Source organism: Jeotgalicoccus coquinae, from assembly GCF_014207425.1.
Lineage (GTDB): Bacteria > Bacillota > Bacilli > Staphylococcales > Salinicoccaceae > Jeotgalicoccus > Jeotgalicoccus coquinae.
The window spans coordinates 1,100,844-1,126,804 of sequence record NZ_JACHFF010000001.1 but is presented as its reverse complement, the minus strand read 5'-3'; the positions used below and the strand labels follow the sequence as shown (position 1 = coordinate 1,126,804).

The 25,961-nt window shown below is 41.7% G+C and carries 23 protein-coding genes and 1 riboswitch; of the genes, 16 read left to right on the top strand and 7 right to left on the bottom strand.

What is annotated here, in order from left to right:
- Nucleotides 1-89 precede the first annotated feature (89 nt).
- The 3 genes from HNR41_RS05505 to HNR41_RS05495 all read right to left on the bottom strand — a co-directional run bounded on the left by HNR41_RS05505 (nt 90) and on the right by HNR41_RS05495 (nt 4,489).
- Nucleotides 90-881 (bottom strand): IS3 family transposase, encoded by a 792-nt coding sequence (locus HNR41_RS05505; protein ID WP_229714945.1) that lies wholly within the window; start codon nt 879-881, stop codon nt 90-92.
- A gap of 14 nt (nt 882-895) precedes the next feature.
- Nucleotides 896-1,627 carry a helix-turn-helix domain-containing protein gene (locus HNR41_RS05500; protein WP_184282505.1) on the bottom strand — a complete coding sequence of 244 codons (732 nt, stop codon included), beginning with the start codon at nt 1,625-1,627 and terminating at the stop codon, nt 896-898.
- A gap of 333 nt (nt 1,628-1,960) precedes the next feature.
- Complete coding sequence (locus HNR41_RS05495; RefSeq protein WP_184282503.1) at nt 1,961-4,489, bottom strand: transglycosylase domain-containing protein; 2,529 nt, start codon at nt 4,487-4,489, stop codon at nt 1,961-1,963.
- Between the two features lie 425 nt (nt 4,490-4,914).
- Here HNR41_RS05495 and tyrS point away from each other — a divergent pair, with 425 nt between their 5' ends.
- Nucleotides 4,915-6,177 (top strand): tyrosine--tRNA ligase, encoded by a 1,263-nt coding sequence (tyrS, locus tag HNR41_RS05490; RefSeq protein WP_229714946.1) that lies wholly within the window; start codon nt 4,915-4,917, stop codon nt 6,175-6,177.
- A 39-nt stretch (nt 6,178-6,216) separates the two neighbouring features.
- Here the strand turns inward: tyrS and HNR41_RS05485 are convergent, their stop codons facing one another.
- Nucleotides 6,217-7,545: a YjiH family protein gene (locus tag HNR41_RS05485; protein ID WP_184282499.1), complete on the bottom strand. Its 1,329-nt coding sequence runs from the start codon at nt 7,543-7,545 to the stop codon at nt 6,217-6,219.
- Nucleotides 7,546-7,694: 149 nt separating this feature from the next.
- On the opposite strand from HNR41_RS05485, the gene HNR41_RS05480 reads away from it, so the two are divergent.
- The gene (locus tag HNR41_RS05480) at nt 7,695-8,642 is read left to right on the top strand and encodes a dipeptidase (protein ID WP_184282497.1); all 948 of its coding nucleotides are present in this window, start codon (nt 7,695-7,697) and stop codon (nt 8,640-8,642) included.
- A 42-nt stretch (nt 8,643-8,684) separates the two neighbouring features.
- Here HNR41_RS05480 and HNR41_RS05475 read toward each other — a convergent pair whose 3' ends face one another.
- Nucleotides 8,685-9,176: a hypothetical protein gene (locus HNR41_RS05475; protein WP_184282495.1), complete on the bottom strand. Its 492-nt coding sequence runs from the start codon at nt 9,174-9,176 to the stop codon at nt 8,685-8,687.
- A 116-nt stretch (nt 9,177-9,292) separates the two neighbouring features.
- Between HNR41_RS05475 and HNR41_RS05470 the strand changes: the two genes are divergently transcribed.
- From HNR41_RS05470 to HNR41_RS05440, 7 genes are all read left to right on the top strand, one after another.
- Nucleotides 9,293-10,435 (top strand): MFS transporter, encoded by a 1,143-nt coding sequence (locus HNR41_RS05470; RefSeq protein WP_184282493.1) that lies wholly within the window; start codon nt 9,293-9,295, stop codon nt 10,433-10,435.
- 60 nt (nt 10,436-10,495) lie between these two features.
- A complete protein-coding gene (locus HNR41_RS05465) occupies nt 10,496-10,765 on the top strand; it encodes a hypothetical protein (protein WP_188357526.1) in 270 nt (89 codons plus the stop codon).
- 289 nt (nt 10,766-11,054) lie between these two features.
- Nucleotides 11,055-12,260, top strand: coding sequence for a DUF418 domain-containing protein (locus HNR41_RS05460; RefSeq protein WP_184282489.1), 1,206 nt, complete (start codon nt 11,055-11,057; stop codon nt 12,258-12,260).
- A gap of 11 nt (nt 12,261-12,271) precedes the next feature.
- Nucleotides 12,272-12,946: a response regulator transcription factor gene (locus HNR41_RS05455; protein WP_184282487.1), complete on the top strand. Its 675-nt coding sequence runs from the start codon at nt 12,272-12,274 to the stop codon at nt 12,944-12,946.
- 6 nt (nt 12,947-12,952) lie between these two features.
- Nucleotides 12,953-13,945, top strand: coding sequence for a sensor histidine kinase (locus tag HNR41_RS05450; protein ID WP_184282485.1), 993 nt, complete (start codon nt 12,953-12,955; stop codon nt 13,943-13,945).
- Nucleotides 13,946-14,044: 99 nt separating this feature from the next.
- The gene (locus tag HNR41_RS05445; RefSeq protein WP_229714947.1) at nt 14,045-14,809 is read left to right on the top strand and encodes an ABC transporter ATP-binding protein; all 765 of its coding nucleotides are present in this window, start codon (nt 14,045-14,047) and stop codon (nt 14,807-14,809) included.
- A complete protein-coding gene (locus HNR41_RS05440) occupies nt 14,796-16,730 on the top strand; it encodes an FtsX-like permease family protein (RefSeq protein WP_184282481.1) in 1,935 nt (644 codons plus the stop codon). Before HNR41_RS05445 ends, HNR41_RS05440 begins: the two co-directional genes overlap by 14 nt.
- A gap of 234 nt (nt 16,731-16,964) precedes the next feature.
- Here HNR41_RS05440 and HNR41_RS05435 read toward each other — a convergent pair whose 3' ends face one another.
- The gene (locus tag HNR41_RS05435) at nt 16,965-17,612 is read right to left on the bottom strand and encodes a queuosine precursor transporter (protein WP_184282479.1); all 648 of its coding nucleotides are present in this window, start codon (nt 17,610-17,612) and stop codon (nt 16,965-16,967) included.
- A gap of 54 nt (nt 17,613-17,666) precedes the next feature.
- Nucleotides 17,667-18,155 (bottom strand): preQ(1) synthase, encoded by a 489-nt coding sequence (gene queF / locus HNR41_RS05430; protein WP_184282477.1) that lies wholly within the window; start codon nt 18,153-18,155, stop codon nt 17,667-17,669.
- Nucleotides 18,156-18,208: 53 nt separating this feature from the next.
- Nucleotides 18,209-18,254, bottom strand: a riboswitch (PreQ1 riboswitch).
- A gap of 119 nt (nt 18,255-18,373) precedes the next feature.
- Between queF and HNR41_RS05425 the strand changes: the two genes are divergently transcribed.
- The 7 genes from HNR41_RS05425 (at nt 18,374) to HNR41_RS11380 (ending at nt 25,911) form a co-directional block, all read left to right on the top strand.
- A complete protein-coding gene (locus HNR41_RS05425) occupies nt 18,374-19,282 on the top strand; it encodes an alpha/beta hydrolase (RefSeq protein ID WP_184282476.1) in 909 nt (302 codons plus the stop codon).
- A gap of 314 nt (nt 19,283-19,596) precedes the next feature.
- On the top strand, nt 19,597-20,220 hold the full coding sequence (locus tag HNR41_RS05420) for a GNAT family N-acetyltransferase (protein ID WP_184282474.1): 624 nt from the start codon (nt 19,597-19,599) through the stop codon (nt 20,218-20,220).
- Between the two features lie 33 nt (nt 20,221-20,253).
- Nucleotides 20,254-21,429 carry a M20 metallopeptidase family protein gene (locus tag HNR41_RS05415; RefSeq protein ID WP_184282472.1) on the top strand — a complete coding sequence of 392 codons (1,176 nt, stop codon included), beginning with the start codon at nt 20,254-20,256 and terminating at the stop codon, nt 21,427-21,429.
- Nucleotide 21,430: 1 nt separating this feature from the next.
- On the top strand, nt 21,431-22,714 hold the full coding sequence (locus HNR41_RS05410) for an amidohydrolase (protein ID WP_184282470.1): 1,284 nt from the start codon (nt 21,431-21,433) through the stop codon (nt 22,712-22,714).
- Nucleotides 22,715-22,832: 118 nt separating this feature from the next.
- Nucleotides 22,833-24,374 carry an L-glutamate gamma-semialdehyde dehydrogenase gene (gene pruA, locus HNR41_RS05405; RefSeq protein ID WP_184282468.1) on the top strand — a complete coding sequence of 514 codons (1,542 nt, stop codon included), beginning with the start codon at nt 22,833-22,835 and terminating at the stop codon, nt 24,372-24,374.
- A 544-nt stretch (nt 24,375-24,918) separates the two neighbouring features.
- Nucleotides 24,919-25,290 (top strand): SLC13 family permease, encoded by a 372-nt coding sequence (locus HNR41_RS11385; protein WP_229714911.1) that lies wholly within the window; start codon nt 24,919-24,921, stop codon nt 25,288-25,290.
- 39 nt (nt 25,291-25,329) lie between these two features.
- The gene (locus HNR41_RS11380) at nt 25,330-25,911 is read left to right on the top strand and encodes an SLC13 family permease (protein ID WP_229714912.1); all 582 of its coding nucleotides are present in this window, start codon (nt 25,330-25,332) and stop codon (nt 25,909-25,911) included.
- Nucleotides 25,912-25,961: the final 50 nt, after the last annotated feature.

Genomic DNA, 25,961 nt, shown 5'->3' with positions numbered 1-25,961 from the left:
AATCTTCGTGAACTGCTCCCTGTCAAGTAGACAGGTAAAAAAACAAAATAGTATTTTGGTCGCACACGACGTTTGTCGTGTGCGTTTTTTTATGCGGGTATCTTTAAACCCATTTTCAAAGTGACACGCTGCGTATTATAAAATTTAATGTACGCATTGATATCCTGTTTAAGGGCTTCAACGGTGTCGTATGAATTTAAGTAATACTTCTCAGATTTAATAATGCCCCAAAAGTTTTCTATGGGGCCATTATCAATGCACTTACCTGGACGCGACATACTATGAATGGATTGGGTGTGTTTAATAAAATGATGAAACGCATGAGAAGTGTATTGGGAACCACGGTCTGTGTGAATGATGGTTTGACCTTCAATTATCCGTGACTCTATTTGTTTGAATGTCTGAGTCACCAGAGATTGTTCGCTGTGCGTGTCCATGTGATGCGCAATGATTTTATTCGTGCATAAATCCAACACAGCACTTAAATAGACTTTACGTCCGTCGGTCGTACTGAATTCAGTAATATCTGTCACCAGTTTCTGCATCGGTTTAGCTGCATGGAATTCACGGTTCAGTATATTCGCAGCGATATAATCCGGCTTAACTTTCTTATATCTACGTTTCTTTTTACGGATGACCGATTTCAAATTCATCATTTTCATCAGTCGATACACATGTTTGTGATTCACCTTAGCTTGTCTGAAATGATTCAGGTATATTGTCATTCGACGATACCCATAAATGCCATCTAACGCATGATATGTGTCTAACATCATGGTCATCAATGATTGATCTCTATTTTCATACTGTGCAGGTTTTCGATTGAGCCATTTATAATAGCTCGCTCTGGAAATCTCCAGCACCTGGCAAAGATGGACAATCGGATATTTATGTTTTAATGCTTCGACCGTTTGGTACGACGCTTTTTGGCGGATTCTTGTTTGATCAACTCTCTTTCCATTTGTTCCTGCTTTTTTAGCGTCTCAACTTCCATTTCTAACCACTGATTTCGGACTCTGAGCGCTTCAATCTCAGCTTTCAACTGTTCTTCACCCGTCTGAGCTTCCGACGCCTTCTTCTTACCTCGATTGTCTTCGAGTGCTTTCGGTCCAAATTGTTTATACTTTCTCGTCCATGAATAGACGTTAGTGTAGCTGACCTTAAATTTTTCTGCAGCGTCTTTATAAGATAGTTGGTGATTGATGACATGCTCCACAATCTCGATGCGTTCTTCATATGTTGTTTTTCTGCTTTTCATTTGATAGACCTCCGGTTTTGGAGAATACGTTTGATTCTCTTTGCCTTCAGTATATCGTATCACCCAGTTCCTAATCGTATGATCACTCGGAATATTATATTTAACAGAGAGACCTTTATAGGACAAATTACTATTGAAGTATTCTTGAACCACTTGATGTTTGAATACTTTTGAATAGTTGCGATTTCTTTGTTGCTTCAGTAATCCAGTCGTCCCATGCTTCAAGTATTTATCTAGATAAAGTCGAAAAGTTGATTCGTTTAAATCTAACTCATAATCTTCACAGAGTGCTCGAAACGAAGTGCCATCTAAATATAACTCGATGTATTCAATCAGTTCATTCGTTGAATACCTTATGTTTGATTTCAAGAGAAAACTCCCCCTAAAGTAGTTTACTTTTTAAGTGTCTACTTTAGGGGGAGCATATCATCGGATCTTGGGCTTTTTTTGTTTGAAATGGGTGGCTGGAATATTTGGACGACAATGAGAGGGTTTGAGTGATGCGGCCGGTGCGAGGAACTGACAGTGTCGTTTCCACATAGTCAGTCAAAGCCACTTGAGTGACAGTGTCGTTTCCACATAGTCAGTCAAACCCATTTGAGTGACAGTGTCACACCAATCTTCTCTCAAAACCTCTACCCAGACTCCGTTAACAGCACAAAAAAAGCACCTCCGCAAGCGGAGGTGCTTTTTCTTATTCAATTAATCGTCGTCATCATCATCAGATTTACTTGATGACTTACTCGATGATTTGCTTGATGAACGGCCGCCTACTGTATATCGGTCGTCATACGTACGCGTGACACGTCCTCTTAAGTCGCTGTTGGATAGTCCGCTGTCAATCCTTGATCCCATACGGGATTGAATTGCAGTGTCGTTTAACGAGCTCTTATTGGAGAACTGTGTATCTTCTGCGATTAATCCGTTAACTGCTTTGTCCATACTGCTTGAGCAGTCGTCATCCAGTTCCATAGTCAGTGCACAGAATTTTTCTGTTCTGACTGAAGCAGGCTGCTGGAATTCCTCGTAAGCACCAAGCTGCTCCGGAGCGGCGTTTGATAATGCCTGCGCCATATTTCTCCAGTTGTACAGGTGGTAATATTGTTCTGCATCTGTGTCGTATACCTGCGGAATGTTACGGTCATAACCCATCCATATACCTAATGTAACTTTAGGATTAAATGCAACCATCCATGAGTCGACGAAGTTTTCAGATGTACCGGTCTTAGCTGACCAGTCATATACACCCTGAACTGATGCGTAGTAATCTTTAATGTGATAAACAGAGCCGGTAACAAATGATTCTTTAAGCATATCAGCCATCAGGAATGATGTTGATTCTTTAAATATCTGTATCGGATCCTGCTGATGTTCGTAAACCACCTCACCGCTCGGGTCGGTAATTGATTCAATCATATAGCTTTCTGTCATTTGTCCGTCGTTTCCGAATGTAGAGAATGCATCAACGTTCTGTGTAACAGAGATATCATTGGAACCAAGCGGTAATGATAAGTAGCTTAACTGTTCCTGTGATACGTTGAGATTCATCTTATCCAGATACTGTCCCGGATTATGATTTTGTACTTCAGACCACAGTCTTAATGTACTTAAGTTATATGAGTTACTTAGTGCGTGTTTCGCTGAAACCATACCGTACTCTTCAGTAGAGTAGTTCTTCGGCGCATAGCCGTTGTAATCAAACTCTTTATCCAGCAGTACCGTGTCCGGTGCAATTAATCCCTGATCGATTGCCGGAGCAAACGTTGTCAGTGGTTTCATCGTTGAACCTGCCTGGCGTTTAGTCTGTGTTGCGTGGTTAATTTCAGATTCTTCGTAATCGCGTCCGCCGACGAAGCCGAGTATTTTACCGGTAGCATTGTCTTTTAGGACCATGCCGACTTCGTGGTCGAGCATTTCTTCTTCTTCACCTTCAACTGCGTTCAATGCATCAAGACTGCTGCGCTGGCCGTAGTAGCTGAAGCTGTTGTCTTTCGTTTCCTGCATCGTATCGTAAATGTTCTTATCAATCGTTGTCTCAATCCGGTACCCCTCATTACGCATTGCTTCATTCGCTTTTTGAGTGTACTCCTGATTAATTAACGGTGTTGAATCGACGTCTTCACGGCTGATGCCTTCTTCTTCCGCGAGAATGTATTTAATAATTTCCACACCGCGGCGTTCGATTTCATCTGTCAGGAACGGATAGTTCTGATTTGGAACAACAACACTTGAAGCCATCGTTTCATAAATATTGTATTCCATTGCCTGATCGTATTCTTCCTGAGTAATGGCACCTTCAGTCAGCATTCTTGAAAGAACGAATTCCTGGCGGTTTTTACCGGCTTCAAGTAATTCAGCTTCCTTCATTGTACCGTCCTGGTTGAATGGTGTGTAAGCGTACGGGTTTTGCGGGAGTCCTGCCAAAAATGCACTTTCTGCAATGTTCAGCTCTGCAGCGGGTTTGTTAAATACACCTTGTGCGGCAGCTTCGATACCTGCGATATTCTGACCGTTGGCATTACGTCCAAATGATACTGCGTTTAAGTATGCTTCAAGAATTTCTTCTTTAGACAGTATGTTTTCAACTCTGAAAGCAAGCAGTAATTCTGTTGCTTTACGGTCGAATGTCGGATCGTTTGTCAGCATTTGGTTTTTAACAAGCTGCTGGGTGATCGTACTGCCTCCGGAACTTTCTTCTCCGCCTGCAACCTGCTGCAGTGTTGCACGGAGGAATGCTTTCGGAACAACGCCGTTATGTTCGTAGAAGTGTTCGTCTTCGGTTGAAATTAATGCACTTGTTACGTTTTCCGAGATGTTTTCATAATCGACAGTTTCGCGGAGTAAGTCGGATCTCAATGTTCCGAGCTCTTCGCCGGAGCCGAATGATACAGTCGTACTTTCAGTCATTTCGGTAAGGTCGCTGAAAATTTCTTCCTGTGCAAGCACATCCTCATCCGAGACGAGTGCTGCAAAGTAACCGAGACCGATGCTGAAAAGGAATATACCGAGCAGGGTGAATGCTAATAGTAAGAATAAAAATACATTCCATATAGTGTCATATGCTGTGAAGAACGACACCCTGAGCGGAGACCCTGCTTTTTTAAAGCGGGCGACTGTATTATGATATTTGTCCTTCGCTGTTTTTCCATGAACTTTGTCTTTCTTTTTGTCAGGATCTTTGCGCGAGAACATCTTTTTTATATTATCAATAAAGTCATTTTTCTTATTCATGCCAACCTCCTATTAAAAAGATTATATCATATGTTCTTCTTACACTCATAGTGATAAAAGCCGGTGTAAACATATTGTAATTCAATCATATAATCGTATATCAAAATGCCGGAAAGTCAAAACAATATGGATGGGATGATTGCAGGGAACTTGACTTTTTATCATGCTGATAATATACTAGGTTAAAATTTAATGAATAATTTGAACGGTGAGAGAAGTAGTATTGTTGTTTGATTCAGAGAGTCTGCGGGCGGTGCGAGCAGATGATAATAATTTTACGAATACACTCATCATAAAAGTTCAAATCGTAATAGATGACGTATATTCTAATTTAGAGATAAATTGTTTGGTGGTACCGTGTAACGCACCCATACTGTATAAGTATGGGTGTTTTTTTATTCATTAAAATAATATTATTGGAGGAAATTATGACTACATTATTGGAAGACTTACAATACCGCGGTATTGTTTATCAGATGACTGACGAAGAAAAGATTAACGACATGCTCGAACAGGAAAAAATTTCGCTGTACTGCGGTGCGGACCCGACAGCAGACAGTCTTCATATCGGTCACTTAGTACCATTCTTAACAATGCGCCGTTTCCAGCAGTACGGTCATCGTCCGGTAGTATTAATCGGCGGAGGGACGGGAATGATTGGAGACCCTTCATTTAAAGCAGACGAGCGCAAATTGCTGACAGAAGCGGAAGTTGACGCCAACGTTGATTCAATTAAAGGACAGATGGAAAGAATTTTTGATTTCAGCGACGATAACGCAGCAGTTCTTGTAAACAACAAAGACTGGCTTAAAGATATCAGCTTAATTTCATTCCTGCGCGATTACGGTAAACACGTTGGACTGAATTACATGCTGTCAAAAGATGCGATTCAATCACGTCTTGAAACAGGTATTTCGTATACGGAATTCACGTACACAATTTTACAGGCGATTGACTTCGGTCACTTAAACAAAGAGTTCGGTGTTAGAATTCAAATCGGCGGCTCCGATCAGTGGGGCAACATCACAAGCGGTCTTGATCTGATGCGCAGAATGTACGGTACAACAAACTCTGAAGGATTAACGATTCCGTTAATCACTAAAGCAGACGGCAAAAAATTCGGTAAAACTGAATCGGGTAATATCTGGCTGGACAGAAAACGTACATCACCGTACGAATTTTACCAGTTCTGGCTGAACCAGCGCGACGAAGATGTAATCAAGTTCCTTAAACTGTTTACATTCGTTGAGCGTGAAGAAATTGAAAAGCTTGCAGTATCTGTAGCTGAAGAGCCGCACTTAAGAGAAGCCCAGAAACGTCTTGCTGATGAGATTACTGAGTTCATCCACGGCGCTGAAGGACTTGAAGAAGCGAAGAAAGTAACAGATGCATTATTCAGCGGAGACATTAAATCACTTGATGCGGTACAAATTAAAGATGCACTGAAAGACGCACCGTCAGCAGAAGTGGACGGCGGAGACAACAGTCTGGTTAACGTACTTGTAAACGCCGGGGTGTCACCATCAAGACGCCAGGCACGTGAAGATATTCAAAATGGTGCCATTTACGTTAACGGTGAAAGAATACAGGATGTAAATCACGAAATCACTGAAGAAGATAAAATTAACGGTGAGTTCACTGTGTTCAGACGCGGTAAAAAGAAATATACGATTGTCAGCTATAAATAAAAAAAGTCAGCATCCAGACGGATGCTGACTTTTTGCTTATTAGAAAATAAGGAATGCTGCAACGATAATGATTGGTAAAGTGATTACTGTTCTTAATAAGAAAATCATAAACAGTTTGCCGATTCCGAGCGGAATCTTGGAACCGAGAATAACTCCGCCGACTTCAGACAGGTAAATGAGCTGTGTAATACTCATTGCACCAACGATAAAGCGGGTCATATCACTTTGTACGCCTTCAATCAGAATTGCCGGCAGGAACATATCGGTGAAGCCGATAAAGAGTGTTTCACTCATTGCCTGTGCTTCAGGAATTCCGATCATCTCAAGGAGCGGAACGAAAGGCATTCCAAGCCATGAGAAGATTGGTGTGTATTCTGCAAGAATGGTACCAAGTGTACCGATAGCCATAACGACCGGAAGGACACCGAACCATGTATCGAATACTGTCTTGACACCTTCTTTAATTAAAGAAATGACACCCGGTGACTTTTCAGCTTTTTCCATAGCCTGTTTATAGCCCCATGAGAATGGGTTGTGGCCTTCGGGAATTGTTTCTTCAAGTGCCGAGCCGTCATTGTAATACGTATCTTCAATTCTTGATAAAGGCGGAATGCGCGGCATAATAAATGCTGCTGCAACACCTGCAACGATAATTGTTAAGTAGAACTGGCCGAACATGTTCATCAGGCCGATTAAGTCGAGAATTACAATTGTAAATGTAATAGATACAACTGAGAATGTTGAAGCGATAACACTCGCTTCACGTTTTGAGTAAAAACCGTCTTCATACTGCTTACTTGTTAAAATAACACCGACAGTACCATCGCCGACCCATGATGCAAGGTTATCGACTGTAGAACGTCCCGGAAGTGTGAACAGCGGACGCATAATTTTAGCGAAAAGCGTTCCGACGAATTCAAGCAGTCCGTAATTTAACAGAAGCGGCAGGAAGAAACCTGCAATAATGAATACTGTGAATAATGTAGGCTGCAGATCATTTAGGATCATCGCACCTGTATTACCGGAAATAATCATCTCCGGACCGACCTGAGTATACGCCAGAACTGCGAAAACAGCACCGACTGTTCTTAAAATAACCCAGAAATTTGAAGTGTTAAATACATCGTGCATAAAACCTGAACCGGATTTTAAAATCCAACTGTATATAATACTGAAAATAGCCGAGACCACAATCGTGATGACAGTTAACAGCGTAATGACTTCAATTGTGACGAAATTTATAATCGTGTCAGCGAGAAAGGCAACGGGAACAGTAGTTTCTCCATCGATATTCAAGGGTACAAGGAACATGAATATACCGATGACAGAAGGGATGAAGAACTTTAAAAATGTAGAAAAACGCGACATAATATACCTCTTTTTTATTGTTAATTTAATTATTTAATACGATTGTACTAAATAATTATACAAGATGATGAATAATAGTAAAGTAGAAAACGTTTTCATATGTATTAATTTCTATTATAATGGAATCAGAGAGAAAAGGGGAGATATTTATGAATATTATTGATACACATTGTGATGCTTTATTGAAGCTGCAGGGTGATGCACGCGGAACACATGGTTACTTCGGGCAGGAGCGCAGGCTGAATTATTTGAATTCTGATGAACTGGACATGAATATGGAACGGAGAATTGCAGGAAATGTAAAAGTGCAGTTCTATGCAGTGTTTATCTCTCCTGGTATTCCCGATAATGAAAAGTGGCAGCATGCACTGGAACAGATTGATGCATTTTACGAAGAAGTGCTGACGATGGATAATATGGTGCATATCAAACAGCTGTCGGATATTAAAAAATTAAAAGAACATGAATACGGTGCAGTACTGACATTGGAAGGGGCCGATGCATTCGGCAACGACTTAATGAAACTCCGCACACTATTCAGACTTGGAATGCTGTCGCTTGGGCTGGTATGGAATAACGGTAATCTCGCAGCAGATGGTGTCGGGGAGACACGGGGCACAGGATTAAGTGAGTTCGGCTTGAAAGTGGTGGAAGAGTGTAACAAAAATAATGTACTGATAGATGTCAGTCATTTAAACACTGAAGGTTTTAAAGATGTAATAGAACACGGGAAATATGTATTCGCGAGTCATTCGAATGCGCGCAGTATACATGACCATGCCCGCAATCTGCATGATGAACAAATTAAAGAGCTGATTGCAAAAGGCGGGATGATTAATATTGTTTTCTGTCCGCCGTTTATCGGAGAAGGAAAAGTAACTATTGATGACCTGCTGAAACATGTTGATAAAATTATTGAGCTGGGCGGAGAAAAGCATATCGGACTCGGTTCCGACTTCGACGGAATCAATGTATTTGTTGAAGATTTGGAAGACGCTTCGAAATACCCTAATTTAATAGAAGCTTTACGTTCAAAATACGGTGAAGAATTAACAGAAGGTATTGCCTCACACAACTTCATAGAACGGTTTTGTTAAAACGATCCCCGCAGATTATAAAAAATCTGCGGGGATCTTAATTTATTCTGTCTGATTATCGCCAATCAGCTGATTCACTTTTACCTTTGCTGCACTCACATCTTCTTCCTGAGCATTGATATCTTCAAGTGCACTGCTTAATTTCTCATCGATTGAATCGTCTCCTAATGGATTAACGAAAAAGAACTCTTCATTAAAATCGCTGTACAGTTCCATCAGGTCTTCAACCTCATTTAAATAATCAATCATCGCATCCTGCACTGTCACATGATTTTCATCTGTCAGCGTGTAGTTGTTAATCGTCTGGCGAAAGTCGCCGACGCCCGGGATGATATCTTCATTGATCGACTTCAGTGCTTTGTCACGGTTCGCTTCACTGCTGATGTTTTTCGCCGTATCATCGAGCTTCGTATTCAGTTCCGTATCGTTCCGCTCAAAAGCACCGAGCATCTGTGTATAGTTTTCCTGGGATTCACTGCTGCATGCACCGAGGAACAGTAAGATAAAGGGCGCTAAAAACATTATTCTCCTCATAATTACACCTCATATATAAATTAGACACAAAAAGTCATTTGAAACACATCTGTATTAATTGTATAATAATCAAGTTGCCTTTTTAAACTAAATAATCTTAAATGTGGGGAATACATATGAATAAAAAATTAATTATCACCTTTACAGTGGGGATTTTCCTGCTTGGAATGATGGAATTGATTGTCTCCGGAATACTTGAGTTAATGAGTAATGATCTTGGAATCAGTCATGCTTTAACAGGTCAGCTGATTACTGTTTACGCAGTGAGTTTTGCGTTGTTTGGTCCGATACTGATCCGCCTGACTGAAAACATGCCGCCGAAACTGGTCGTGCTGCTTTCACTGGCAGTGTTTATTGTCGGTAACGTAGTGTTCGGTCTTGCCGACACATTCTTAATGCTGTCACTCGGCCGTGTAATTACGGCGATGGCGGCAGCGGTGTTTATCGTTAAGATTCTTGATATGACAGTCGTGCTGTCGGAACCGCATGTCCGCGGTAAAATGCTTGCACTTGTCTATATGGGATTCAGTGCAGCAAACGTGTTCGGTATTCCAATTGGAACAATTATCGGCGCACAGTTCGGCTGGAGAATAATCTTCGGACTTGTAATTATACTTGCCGTTTTAGTCGGAATTGGTGTATTAATGTTCGTCCGTTCGGAAGCACTTGTTGATCAGACACCTGAAGGCGTGCAGAAAAGCAGAATTAAATCGAGAAAGAACGTTGCATTATATATTGGTGTAACACTTGCAGTGTTAATCGGTAACTATATTATTCTCGGTTATATTTCACCGTTAATGACATCACACGGATTCACGCTCGAAAACGTGTCGTTCGCATTATTAATTACAGGAGTCGGCGGTATGACAGGAACGTATCTCGGCGGTAACTTAATCGATAAAATCGGTCCAAAGAAGACTCTTATGGTGAGTATGTCGATGTTCCTTGTAAGTCTTGCAGTAATGCCGTTCCTTTACGATACACCGGTACTGTTCTACATTAATATGTTTGTATGGAGCTTGTTCCAGTGGGCAACATCACCTGCAGTGCAGGGCGGACTTGTAGAAAACGTTGAAGGTTCAAGCTCGAACGTGTTCAGCTGGAACATGTCGGCACTTAACCTTGGAATCGGAGTCGGTGCTGTAATCGGGGGGCTGTTTATCAGCAACTTCGATATCAGCTACGGTCCGTGGTTAGGCTTTGCATTCGTACTTTGCGGCCTGATTGCTGCAACACAAATCAAACCGCAGACTGTGTAAATTCTTGAATAATCCGGTGAATGAATTATAATTAAATGACGATAAGAGGGAGCGGTTAATGTGTTAATGCGTTTAGTAATGATAGTTTTAGCCAGCGTCGCGTCAATATTTGTAATTAACTACACCGGATTTTATATTCTGGATTATACATGGCAGAACATATTGTATGGCGGACTGATTATAATTGCCATCATGATTTTATATAAAATACTGACAAAGTTTTTAAAACTGTTTTTATTTGTAGTTATCGTAATACCTGTACTTGGTATTTGTTTCTACTATTTATATTCATATATTACAGGTGAACCGCCAGCGTTTATGCAGTTCTAATAAGGGAGTCCGGATATCTAAAAAAGATATCCGGGCTTTTTTATTTTGTTGTGCGGGGCTCATGCGGTCGAAAACAGATTATCGACCGCATGTGGCTGGTTCATCGGGTCGAAAGTGACTTACCGGCCGGATGAGACAACTTCATACGGCTTTAGACAATTTATCGGCCGTATGTGGCTCATTCATCGGGTCGAAAGTGATTTATCGACCGCATGTGGCTGTCCAATTGAATCATCAGTTTTAATTTTTCTTCCTTACAAGTATACTTATTGTAAATGGAGGGTGAGTTATGGGAGAGAATAATCCGATAGAGTTTAACAAAAGAGTTTTTGAGATTGACGGCATCCGCGGATTTGCATTACTCGGTATATTGATGATGAATATCATGTCATTTGCCGGCCCGGATCTCGATGACAGTTTTTCAGGTACACGGAGTGAGATTTATACCGGTTTCTGGAATGAGTTATCATTATTTTTTATAAACACGTTTGTCACGACGAATTTTTACACGATGTTTTCATTTTTATTCGGTCTTGGGTTCTTTATATTTTTATCGCGTGCTGAAAAGAAAACACAGTCGACATCTGCTTTGTTTTTAAGAAGGCTCGGACTGCTTCTCGTGTTTGGTTTAGTGCACGGGATTTTGCTGTGGTATGGAGATATACTGTGGACGTACGCAGTTACAGGACTGTTCCTGCTGATCGCGTATAAATTTAAACCGAAAACGAATTTAATCATTGCAGGAGCTCTTTTGATTATTACATCAATCATGGTCATTTTCGCTTCAGCGGCAGTATACATGATGAATGCAGTGGCTGCAGGAAGCGGCCTTGAATCGGAAGGTTTTTACTTTTCACTGAATATGACAGAAACAATTTTAAACGGTACATATGCCGACATTATTAATATGAACGCAACTGTTTTGGGAATGTCTGTTGCAGGTGCTGTGTTTGTAGTGCCGAATGTACTCGCCATGTTTTTAATCGGACTGTATGCGGGACAGAAAGGCTACTTTACAAATTTAAGACAGCATACAAACCTGCTGAGAAAAACAGCGGTTATCGGCATCGGCATCGGTCTGCCGGTAAAAATATTTACAGGATACTTAACAACGTACCAGTCACATGATGATGTGTATGTTCAGCTTTCACAGCTGTCCAGTACAATTGGCGGACCGCTGATGTCACTGGGTTATGTTGCAGCATTTGCATTACTTTTACTGAAACTTCCTAAACTGGTGAGCCTCCTTCAGCCGGTGGGCCAGATGGCGCTGACGAACTATATCGGCCAGACAGTCATTATGCTCGGGATTTTTTACGTCGGCGGACTCTTTAATAGTATTGAAGCAATATGGTTTATCCCGATTGCGCTCGGAGTATTTGCCATCCAGCTGATTTTAAGCCGCATCTGGATGAAGTTTTTTGCATACGGACCGCTGGAATGGATATGGCGCTGCTTTACGTATTTAAAAGTAATGCCGATCAGAAAACGATAGGAGTTTTTTAGATGAAGTTACTTATAATTGAAGATGATCCGGTACTGATGGATGAACTGGCTGCGCGTTTTAAAGAGTGGGATATTGATGCGTACGGTGTGACGGATTTTAACGATGTCATGAATGATTTTATAAAGTACAATCCGGAACTTGTTATCGTTGATATAACATTGCCGAAGTACGACGGTTTTTACTGGTGCCGGATGATCAGAAACGTCTCCAGTGTGCCGATAATCTTCTTATCATCGAGAGACCATCCAGCAGACATGGTGATGAGCATGCAGATGGGGGCTGATGATTACGTGCAGAAGCCGTTTAACTTCGAAGTGCTGAATGCAAAAGTGCAGGCGCTGCTGAGAAGAACGTATGAGTATCAGCATAAGGAAATCGATGTTTTTAAATTCAGGAATGCGGTATTCGATTTTAAAAAGCTGACGGTAACGATAAAAGACGAGAGCCTTGAACTGACAAAAAATGAATCATATATTCTGTCGATATTATCCCAGAACACGGGGGACACGGTGTCCAGAACAGAAATTATTGAATCCCTGTGGGATGATTCGAAATTTATAAGCGACAATACACTCACAGTGAACGTGAACAGACTGCGTAAAAAGCTTGAGTCAATCGGGCTGACTGATGCGATTGTTACGAAGACAGGTATCGGCTATATCTTAAAGGAGTAGATGAATATGTATATAAAAGAAAATATTCCTGTATTCCTGCTGTTTTCAGTCTTTAACCTGGTAATATTATTAATCGGTTTTATCGATAACAGCATTCCGAATATTGCTGTACTGTATATATTTATTTTTAATCTGCTGATTTTTATTATTTATATCGTCTGGGACCTTATCAGAAGAAAACAATTCACAAGTGATCTTGCACACCTGGAATCACTGGATGATGTTGTCGGCATGTCATCAGGCAGCACGCCGGAGCAGCGTATGATTTACGATAAACTCGATGAACTGCGCCGGACTCATCAGAATGAACTGGACCGGGAATCACAGCGCACACGTGAGAATCTGGATGAACTGACACGCTTTATACATGATATGAAGATGCCGGTCACGACGATGAAACTGATGATCGATGATCTTGACGGCGAACCGAAAACGAAACTCGGTGCTGAATGGTCGCGTCTCAACAGCATGCTGAACGAAGTGCTGTATTTAAAACGTCTGCCGAATATTAAGAATGACTTATATATAGAAGAGATTAATCTTGCAGAACTTTTGAATATTTCCATTAAAAAGCTGAGAGATATCTGCATGCAGAAAAACATCGGATTTGATATTGAACTCAGTGAACCGCTTGTTCATACGGACAGAAAGTGGATGCAGTTTGTACTGGATCAGATTATTACAAACAGCGTGAAGTACTCCCGGAACAACGATATTGTCATTAACGGCAATATTATTAATGACCAGGCACAACTGACAATTACCGATTACGGCAGAGGTATTAAGCAGAAAGATATTAATCGGATATTCGAATCCGGGTTTACTTCGACGAGCGATCACGACGATGCTCAGTCGACAGGTATGGGTCTGTATTTAACGAAGGAAGTATGCGATGTGCTCGGTATAAATATCGAAGCAGCTTCACAGTACGGTGAATATACGACTGTAACTTTAACGTTCAATCTGGCGAATGAGTTTACTAGAATCACTATGAAGTGACAAAAATGTCACTTCATAGTGTTTTTTGTTCGCTGAATCAAACGATACCGCATCTAAAACGGTATAAACTGTAGTTAATAAGAAAAACAGGAGGAATCAATTATGCTGTTAAAAGCGACAGATATTAAAAAAAGTTACGGTAATAAATTCAACCGCACAGAAGTGCTTAAAGGGATAGATATTAATTTAAACAAAGGTGAGTTCGTTTCAATTATGGGTGCTTCAGGCTCCGGCAAGACAACGCTTCTGAACGTGCTCAGCTCAATCGACAATGTGACCGGCGGTCACATATACATCGATGGTGTGGATTTTACGACATTAAAAGATAAAAAGCTCGCGGACTTCAGAAAGAACGATCTCGGATTTATTTTCCAGGACTACAATCTGCTCGATACGCTGACAGTAAAAGAAAACATTATGCTGCCGCTGTCAATTCGTTCAATGTCTAAAAGGGAAGCGGAAGCGCAGTTTGACAGCGTAGCAGGACAGCTCGGCATCAGTAATCTTGCAGCAAAATACCCGGGCCAGATTTCAGGCGGACAGGCACAGCGTACAAGTGCGGCACGGGCGTTTATCCATCAGCCAAAAATTATTTTTGCAGATGAACCGACCGGAGCACTGGACTCGAAATCGGCAAGCGACTTACTTAAGAAACTGCAGCAGCTGAACGAAACGCTGAACACCAGTATTTTAATGGTGACGCACGATGCGACCGCAGCGAGTTTCTCACATCGTGTAATTTTCTTAAAAGACGGACAGATTTATACGAGTCTTACACGCGGTGAAATGTCACAGGATGCGTATTACAGAGAAATACTGGATACACAGCGTGTGTTGGGCGGTGTCGTCGATGAAGCTGAATAATTTAGTTCTAAAAAACTTCGTCAGAAACTTAAATAACTACGGCTTATATATCTTTGCACTGATCTTCAGTGTGGCGCTGTTTTTCTCACTGTTAACACTGACAATTGATGAAGCGGCAATGGAAGAAATCACTACGAGCACACCGATGACTGCTCTGTTTTCAGTCGGTTCGGTCACGGTAGTCATTATCATTATTCTGTTTGTAATGTTTGCGAACATGATTTTCATTAAAAGACGTCATAAAGAACTGGCATTGTTCCAGCTGATCGGCATGAACCGCAGAAAAATATTCGGTATACTTCTGCTTGAAAACTTTATTATTTATTTCGGAAGTTTAATCGGCGGTATATTACTCGGATTCTTTATTTCAAGACTGCTGTTAATGCTTCTTCTGCAGATTATGCGCGTTGATATGATGGTCGAGATGCAGTTTTCTCCAACGGCTGCACTGATTACAGCTGCGGTGTTTGTGTTTATCTTTATCGTGCTGATGATTCAGAACTACGTGTTCCTGAAACGTTCATCACTGATAAAAATGCTGAAACTGAATAAAACATCTGAAAGCACAGGGAAACCGATTGGCAAACTGACGATTGTTTTCGGCATTGCCGGGATTCTGATGATTGCACTTGGATACTATATGTCGCAGACGATGTTCGACCGTGCGATGGAAAATCCGGTTATGCTGCCTATTTATATGGTTTCTATTTTATTCCTGACGATTCTCGGTACCTACATTACATTTAAATGTTCAGTCGCATTTGTGTTAAATATGGTCCGTAAAAGTAAAAACGGCCACGTCAATGTAAATGACGTATTATCGGTAACGAGTGTCATGTTTAAAATGCGCTCGAATGCATTTCTGTTAACGGCGATTGCTGTTATTACGGCAATCAGTATTACAGCGATGTCGCTGTCGTATATTACGTATTACTCAACGGATAAAATGCTCGACAGCAGAACACCTTATGATTACACGGTGAACAGCACAGAAGAAATTGATTTCTACGAAGAGCTGCTTAATGAAGAGGGCTATGAAATCGACAGAATGGAAAAATCATTCATGCATTACAATGTCGCCACTACAGAAGAAAATACCAAAGTAGAACTCGACAATTTGGAATCAATTGGACTCGTCATCGCAAGTGATGCGGAATTTGACGGCTTTGATGTTTCGGAAAATGAGACGCACGTTACCGGTACCATGGCAATCCTCGATATGTTTGTATCATTTAAAGAAGGAGACCCGGTCACATTTACAGACGATAAAGGCTTTGAAAGAACTGTAGAAGTGACAAAAACGATGGAAGAAGGAATCCTGCCTGCGTATCTGTCATTCGGAATGCCTGTACTTGTTGTCGATGACGCGGTGTATCAGCAGCTTGCTGAACACCAGCCGGAATCAAATGCTGAATATGAAATGCCTTCTGAACTGTATGCATTTAATATAGCCGGCGGGGATAATCAGGAAGTCTTTGAGCTGATGGATGATGAAGAAAATCCAGAATTTACTTCAAGGATTCAGGAATACAACGAGACGATTCAAATGTCAGGAATGATGGCGTTTATCGTCGGATTCTTAGGATTCGCATTCCTGTTAACATCAGGATGTATACTGTACTTCAAACAGATCGATGAATGTGAAGACGAGAAGGGCAGCTATAAAGTGCTGCGTAAACTTGGATTCTCACAGGGAGAAATATTAAAAGGACTTGCACTGAAAATGATAATTTCATTCGGTATTCCTTTAATAATCGGACTGCTGCACTCACTGTTTGCAGTCAAATCCGGATGGTTTATCTTCGGAATTGAAATGTGGACACCGACGCTGATCGTAATGGGAGCATACACAGTGCTGTACTCAATATTTGCACTGATGTCACTTGGATATTACAGAAAAGTAGTCAGAAACAGTATATAAAATTAGAAAAATCCCGTACGTCTCCAGTGTAGAGCTAACGTACGGGATTTATTTATTTCTACTGTGCCATTGAGGTTGCCTCATTGTCACAGTAACCACGCTACCGTGCCATTGAGTGTGTTTCATTGTCACAGTAACCACGCTACTGTGACAATGAGCGTGTTTCATTGTCACAGTAACCACGCTACTGTGCCATTAAGTGTGTTTCATTGTCACACTAACCCGGCAAACCTATCAACTCAGCTGCTGTGTCACGCTCATCAGCAGTGCGCGTTCTTTGTCGAGCTGTTTACGTGCAATTCCAACCAGCAGATAGACAATCGGTGTGTCCAGCAGTACGATTATTATTTTCGCGATATACTGCATAAAAATCATGCTGATCAGCACGTTCGTCGGAACTGTACCGATAAATGCGATAACAATAAATATACTCGTATCAACAAATTGTGTAATTACTGCCGAGAAATTATTGCGGAGCCATAAATGGCGTCTGCCGTGACGTTCTTTTAATTTATGGAAGATGAATACATCCAGATTCTGACTGACGAGGTAAGATACCAGGCTGGCAATAATTACCTGGAAGCTTCCGCCTAAAATCATTTCGTACTCCGTCTGCATTTCAAAGAACGGTGCAGCGGGTACTTCAATTGCTATGTATATAAAAAATAATACGATAATCTGCGTTACAAATCCTGCTCGTATTGCACGGGCAGCCATTTTCTTGCCGTATACTTCCCCGATAACATCGGTAATTAAAAATGTAGCCATATAAACGATAACGGCGGCAGGCAGGTCAAATCCCAAAACCGTAAACACTTTCACTGCCAGTATGTTGGAAACAACAAGCAGTCCCGCAAAGAGTGCGGTCAAATAAAATATCAATATATTCCCTCCAATTTAAAATGGAAGAAATTCTTAGCCGTCCCCGTTAATCAATTATCTGTTGTCTATTTTCTCCGGGTACATGTCGTGGTTCATCATCCGGTGGTCAGCCATCGCTTCGTATTTAGTTCCCGGTCTGCCGTAGTTCACGTAAGGATCAATTGAAATTCCGCCGCGCGGTGTGAACTTGCCCCATACTTCTATGTATTTAGGATCCATTAATTCAACCAGGTCATCGACAATCATGTTGATGCTGTTTTCGTGGAATCCGCCGTGATTGCGGAAGCTGAATAAGTATAATTTTAATGATTTGCTTTCAACCATTTTCACATCCGGAATGTAGCTGATGTAAATTGTTGCAAAGTCCGGCTGACCCGTCATCGGGCACAGCGTCGTAAATTCCGGGCAGTTGAATTTAACGAAGTAGTCGCGGCCGATATGTCCGTTTTCAAATGTTTCCAGAATTTCCGGATTGTAATCAAATTTATAATCAACATTTTGGTTACCGAGTAAACTTAAATCTTTTGAGTAATCTTCTGTCATGATAAAATCCTCCTTAAAATAAAAAAACACGCGCCAACGAAGGCACGTGTCAGTGTGTCTTAGTTTTTTTAAGAGGGTAGGGCTAAGAACCTCTTCGTAATTTTATTTGCACAGCTCATTATACATCTCCCCCGTATGAATATCCAGATTCTTTATCCTTCATAAAAGTACTGAATATTTGGTACTATTAAAGTAACAAGAGTACGGAGGCAGAGTCGATGGAAATCAAAAAGTTTAAAGTTGGTAATTATCATGCAGAAGTTACAGCACTGTTAGGGGACTCCGGCGTGAAGTTTGAAGCGAAGCCGGCAGTGGTCATTTGCCCCGGCGGCAGCTACATGTACGTATCAAAACGGGAAGCGGAACCGATGGCATACGAATTCCTTGCACAGGGCTATCAGGTGTTTATCCTGCGCTACTCAACGATTGGTTCGATGATTGAAGCAGAAGGCAGAACGGCGGAAAGAGATGAGATGTACAAAATCGCATCGATGGTTGAGCCTGATAAAGTTCTCGGTTCCGAGTTTCCGAACCCTTTAATCGAACTGGCGTTAACGCTGTCGCATATCAGAGAGAACATTCATGAATACAACGTTGATTCTGATAATATCGGCGTGCTCGGTTTTTCTGCAGGCGGTCATCTCGCAGCAAGTCTCGGTGTCCACTGGAATCAGGAGTGGCTGAGCGACTTAACTGGCAGAGAATCAAGGTGGTACCGTCCGAACTTCCAGGTGCTCGGTTATCCGATACTGGATTACGATTTGAACAGAATTATTGCAGAAGAAAGAGGTATCGGCGACCCGCAGTACATGTCGATGGCCAGCCGTATGGTATTCGGCGGCACGATTGAAGACGATGTACTCGATAAAGCAACGGTTAAAAACTATGTATCGGAAAATACTCCGCCGACATTTTTATGGCACACGGGGGAAGATAAACTCGTCTTTATAAAAAACTCACTGGATTTTGCCAATGTACTGGAAACGCACAATGTCCCATGGGAACTGCACACATTCCATAAAGGCGATCACGGCTTAAGCGTTGCTACGAATATTACAGGTAAAGTAAACCCGCACGTCCAGAAGTGGGTACCGTTAATGTTCGAATGGCTGGAAGATATTAAATAAAAAAAACAGCCGTCAATTAACGGCTGTAATCTAAATTGAATTCTAAATATAATTCTGTGTGGTCCGGATATATCAGCTCCACCAATAAATTATCCTCATCAAAGTCACTGGTTTTTCTCATGCAGTTATATATAAAGTTATCAACGGATGTACTTTTTACATCCTTGTCACTTATCAATTTAAAGAACGTTTTATTATTGCTGGAGTTCTGACATTTCACTAATATATTCATTTTACAACAACTCCTCAGTATATTAATAGCCGGACAGCGCACAATCTAAACATCAAATTCAAACAGGAAGGGCGGCATTACAATGAATTTTGTAAAACTTAACTTAAATGATATCGGGGAAATAATGGGTCTGCAGGATTCCGTTTATGAACACCTTGAACAAAAGGAAGTGCTGGAGAAACTTACGAAAGAAGAGTTCGAAAAGTGTCTCGAACAGGGATACGTTGCGGGCGTGTACTTCGAAGATGAACTGATCGCACTCCGCATGATGTACATTCCTTCAATGGACGAGGAGGAACATCTGGCTGACGATGTCGGCGTTTCAAGAGAACGTTCAATTTACTCTGAAATTTCACTGGTTAATCCCGAACACCGCGGACAGAAACTGCAGATGAAAATGGGTGAGTATTTAATAGATCAGGTACGTGAGAGCGGGGACTTCGATTATATTTTCTCAACTGTGATGCCGGTAAATCTTGCGAGCTTAAAAGATAAATTCAAGCTCGGCTTTAAAATTATGAGAACGAGATTGAAATACGGGGGCAAACGCCGCCACGTTTTATATCTGCCTTTAAACGAAGAAGTGGAATGTAAAGGTGAAGTGTTAAATGTGAAATATGATAACTACGACTGGATGATGAACGCCGGCCAGGGCTATATCGGCGATTCGCTGCAGGATGAATTTATCGCTTACTATAAAAAGTAACCATGCACAAAATCTATCACGGGGTGACTGACAATGGAAATCAGTAAAGATATTATTAATGATGCGGTTGAGTTCAGAAGAAAGCTCCATCTTCATCCGGAGTTAAGCACAGAAGAATTTGAAACATCAAAACGCATCCAGGAAAAACTGGACGAATTTAATATTCCGTACCAGAAGGGATTTGCTGAGACAGGTGTACTCGGTATTATTAAAGGTGAACAGGAAGGTAAAGTCATCGGTATCAGAGCAGATATCGATGCATTGCCTATTAAGGAAACTTCCGGAGAAGAGTTTACTTCATTAAATGACGGTGTCATGCATGCATGCGGTCACGATGCTCATACTTCGATGCTGCTTCATGCCGGAAAAATTCTGAACGATAACAAAGACAAGATTAAAGGAACGATACTGCTGATATTTCAGCCGGCTGAAGAGCTGTCGCCGGTCGGCGGAGCGAAACGCATGCTGGAAGATGGTGTATTTAACGAGTATAAACCGGATATGCTGCTGGCGCAGCACGTCTGGCCGGACCTTGAAGTCGGTAAATTCGGTGTAATGGCCGGTCCGATTATGGGGAACTCTGACCGTTTTAAAATTAAAATTACCGGTTCCGGCGGGCATGCCTCAATGCCGCACAGTACAACGGACGCGATTATTGCGGGGAACCAGGTCGTCAGTGCACTGCAGACTATCGTCAGCCGAAACGCTGATCCGATGAAGCCGGCAGTCGTTACGGTCGGAAGATTTGATGCAGGAACAAAGCACAACGTTATTGCTGAAACTGCTGAACTGGAAGGAACAATCCGTACCCAGTCTGATGATACGAAAGAACTGACTAAAAAACGTTTCTTCGAAATCGTCGAACAGGTGACTGCAGCAATGGGGGCAACTGTGGAAATAGAGTTTTACGACGGCTATCCTGCAACAGTGAACGATACGGAGTGGGCAGCACAGCTGAAGAAATCCGTTAATAATCTGTACGGTGAAGAGGCAACGCCTGCACTGCTGCCAAGTCTTGCAGGAGAAGACTTCAGCAGATTTCTTAAGGAATACCCGGGAGTATATTATTGGCTCGGCACTTCTGTCGGCGAAGGACAGAAACCGCTCCATAATCCGGGATTCAGACTGAATGAAGATGCATTTGAATACGGTATTACTGCGATGGTTCATATGGCAATGGATTCGTTAGAAAAGCTGGCGGAGGAATAATATGACGACGATTAAAGAAAATCTGGTTGAAATGCGACGCAGATTCCACCGCTTGCCGGAAGTCGGATTTACTGAATTTATAACAACTTATGAAATTTATAAATTGCTTGAACAGATGGATTACAAGCTCTATCTCGGGGATGATGTGCTTTTAAGAAGTGCGCGGGCCGGAGTTCCTGCAAAAGAGAAGTTTACGAAAAGTTATGAACGAGCAATTAATTACGGTGTACCGGAAGATTTTCTTGAATATGTTAAAGAAGGAACAACCGGAGTTATTGCGACACTCGATACAGGTAATCCCGGACCGCACTTTGCAGCTCGTTTTGATATCGACGGCCTGCCGATTACAGAGTCTGAAGATGAGGATCATATTCCGGGCGAAGAGCAGTTTATCTCACTGCACAAAGGTGAAATGCACGCATGCGGTCATGACGGGCACATTACAACCGGATTATTTTTAGCGGACTATATAAATGCCAGCAAAGATTCTCTTAAAGGCAAGTTCACAATTATTTTCCAGCCGGCAGAAGAGAATGTGCGCGGTGCGAAATCAATCGTAGAAAAAGGCTGGCTCGATGACGTTGATTATTTCTTCTCAGGACACGTCGGTATCAGAAATATGCCGGTTGGTACAGTCAGTGCAGGAACGACTGATTTTCTCGCAAGTTCAAAGTTCGATGTGAAATTCACAGGGAAATCGGCGCATGCCGGAGTGGAACCCGACGCAGGAAATAACTCTCTCCTTGCAGCTTCAAGTGCAGCATTGAATTTAAATGCGATTGCACGCCACGGCGACGGCTCAACAAGAATTAACGTCGGCACGATGAGAGCGGGAAGCGGCAGAAATGTTATTGCCGATACTGCTTTTATGGAAATAGAAACACGCGGCGAGACGACGGAGCTTAATCATTATATGTATGAAAAAGCAAAAACCGTTATTCAGGCTGCCGCCGATATGTATGAAAACGAAGTAGAAATTATCGACATGGGCGAAGCGCCGAATGCAGTCTGTTCGGATGAGCTTATAACAGCTGTAAAACAATCTGTAAAAAACAATCAGCTGATTACAGATTTAAAAGATACCCTGCCGCTCGGAGCATCGGAAGATGTCACGATGATGATGGAAAGAGTGCTTGAAAAAAATGGTAAAGCAACATATATGCTGTTTCCATTTGAGCTGAAATACGGCCATCACCATCCGAAATTCGATTTGGATGAGAGCGTTTTACAGGTTGCTGTATCAACATATATAGATATTGTGAACTCGCTGATGAAAAGGGACTAAATATTTAAAAAATTAACCTGATTTAGTTGGACAATTTAGTAAATAATGTTATCTTAAAAATGCGGAAACAATTTAATAAGTTTTATATATTATTAAAAAACAAAGGAGAATTTATTTTATGATACCGTACAAACACGAACCATTTACAGATTTTTCGTTAGACGAGAATAAAGATGCGTTAAACAAGGGGTTTGAAACAATTAAAAAAGACTTCGGATCGGATTATCCGTTAATTATTAACGGTGAACGTATCCATACTGATAAAAAGCTTGAGTCGTATAACCCGGCTAAGAAATCAGAAATCATCGGTAACATGTCACAGGCTGGTGAAAAAGAAGCATTACAGGCAATGGATGCTGCTAAAGACGCATTCAAAGATTGGAGAAAAACTACATTTGAATTCCGTTCAGATGTTCTTTTCAAAGCGGCTGCAATCGTCCGCAAAAGAAAATTCGAATTCACAGCTATGCTTGTAAAAGAAGCAGGTAAACCTTGGAAAGAAGCGGATGCAGATACTGCAGAAGCAATTGACTTCCTTGAGTACTATGCAAGACAGAACCTTGAATTAAAAGACGGACGCAAAGTTGAATCACGTCCGGGCGAATATAACAGATTCGATTATATTCCTTTAGGTGTCGGCCTTGTTATTTCTCCATGGAACTTCGCATTTGCGATTATGGCTGGAACAACAGCAGCTGCACTTGTTACAGGAAATACAGTACTACTAAAACCATCATCTAAAGCATCAGTAATTGCTTACAAATTTATAGAAGTGCTTGAAGAAGCAGGCATGCCTAAAGGTGTTGTTAACTTCATTCCGGGCTCAAGCCGTGAAATCGGTGACCTGTTAGTTGAACACAAAGATACAGCATTTGTATCGTTCACAGGTTCAAGAGACGTTGGTGTCAGCATCTACGAAAAAGCTGCAATCGTACAGGACGGCCAGGTTAACCTTAAACGTGTTATCGCTGAAATGGGCGGTAAAGATACTATCGTTGTTGACAGCAGTGCAGACCTTGATCTTGCAGCGGACTCAATCGTTAAATCAGCATTCGCGTTCAGCGGACAGAAATGTTCAGCATGTTCACGTGTAATCGCTCTCGATGACATTCACGATGAATTACTTGAAAAAGTAGTTTCAAGAACGAAAGAATTAACAATCGGTGACCCTGAAGAAGATATCTACATGGGGCCGGTAATCGATAACGCTTCAGTTGAAAAAATTGAGAAATACATTGAAATCGGTAAAGAAGAAGGTAAACTTGAAGTTGGCGGCACAGTCGACAATGAAACAGGACACTTCGTCAACCCTACAGTATTCTCAGGACTTAAGCACGATGACCGCTTAATGCAGGAAGAAATCTTCGGTCCTGTAGTCGGCTTTGCGAAAGCATCGAACTTCACAGAAGCAATCGAATTCGCAAACGATACAGACTACGGTCTGACAGGCGCAGTAATTACGAAAAACAGAGAGCACATTGAAGAAGCACGCCGTGACTTCATGGTAGGTAACTTATACTTCAACCGTGACTGTACAGGTGCAATCGTTGGATACCACCCATTCGGCGGATTCAAGATGTCAGGTACAGACTCTAAAGCGGGCGGACCGGATTACCTGCAGTTACACATGCAGGGCAGAACGTCTTCAGAAATGCTTTAAGATTATAAATTCAAAGGATAATCAGTTCTTTATTGGACTGATTATCCTTTTTTCTTTGCAGATTTTGGGATGGTTCTCAGGCAGGTTGAGGCTTAGACTCATATGAACGGGAGTCATCTGAATCCTGACAGGCTTAGACTCATATGAGCGGGAGTCATCTGAATCCTGACAAGCTGGGACTCATATGAGCGGGTGTCATCTGAATCCTGACAAGCTTGGACTCATATGAGCGGGAGTCATCTGAACCCTGACAGGTTTGGACTCATATGAGCGGGTGTCATCTGAATCCTGACAGGTTTGGACTCATATGAACGGGAATCATCTGAACCCTGACAGGTTTGGAGTCAGATGAACACCTGTCATACCAGCCCGGTAAATGAGATAACAAATAAAATTAATTAGTATCCATAGGTTTATCCAATTTTTTTTGCATTAGTCATAAGGGGATTTATGTTCTTTGGAATTATGCAGGATACAGGGATGTTTAATCCGCTTATAACAAGAATGGTTAAGCTGTCAAAAGGAAATGTTATCCTTGTATGCGATGGCTACAGTTATTATTGGCGCAATTGCTCACCTGGACGGTTCAGGAGCATCAACTTTCCTGATTACTATTCCCGCATTGCTTCCTCTATATAAAAAGTTAAATATGAGCCCGTATATGCTCGTCATGCTCGTTGGTATGAGTGCAAGTATTATGAACATGGTACCTTGGGGCGGACCGCTCGGCCGTACTGCAGCTGTATTAGGCGTGGACTCGTCAGAACTGTGGCAGCCGCTTATTCCGCTGCAGGGAGTACAGCTCGTACTGCTTATTGCATCGGCAGCGTTAATCGGCAGTCTTGAGAAAAAGAGACTGCAGAAGAAAGATATGCTGATAGAAGGTGTTAATTTTGATAACTTTAATCTGGATTAGCAAATCGATGCTGAAACAGAAGCATTAAAACGTCCGAAAATGTTATGGTTTAACCTGCTCTTAACACTTGTTGTTGTGGGGACATTGATGTCAGGATTACTGCCGGCAGTAAGTATCGCATTGCCGCTTAACTGCAGAAGGATGGATGTTCAGATGGCCAGAATTAAAGCACACGCACCAAGTGCCTTAATGATGGCATCGATAATTCTCGCAGCAGGGTCATTCCTTGGGATACTTGAAAACACAGGGATGCTTAATTCACTGGCAGAGGATATCGTAGTCATACTGCCTGCATTCCTTATTCCGTATCTGCACTACATTATCGGATTCTTCGGTGCACCGCTTGAACTTGTGCTGAACACTGATGCATACTACTTTGCACTGCTACCTGTAGTGGATCAGATTGTCACAGCACACGGTGTTGACAGTATTACTGCAGCATACTCAATTATGATTGGTAATATTATCGGAACATTCATCAGTCCGTTTGCACCGGCATTATGGCTCGCTGTAGGACTTGCAGGCATCGAAATGGGACGTTATATCCGCTATGCATTCTGGTGGGTATGGGCATTCAGTATACTTGCAATGGCCGTCGCATTCATTATGGGAATCATTTAATAGATAAAAATCAGACCGGTATTGAACAGATTAATGTTCAATGCCGATTT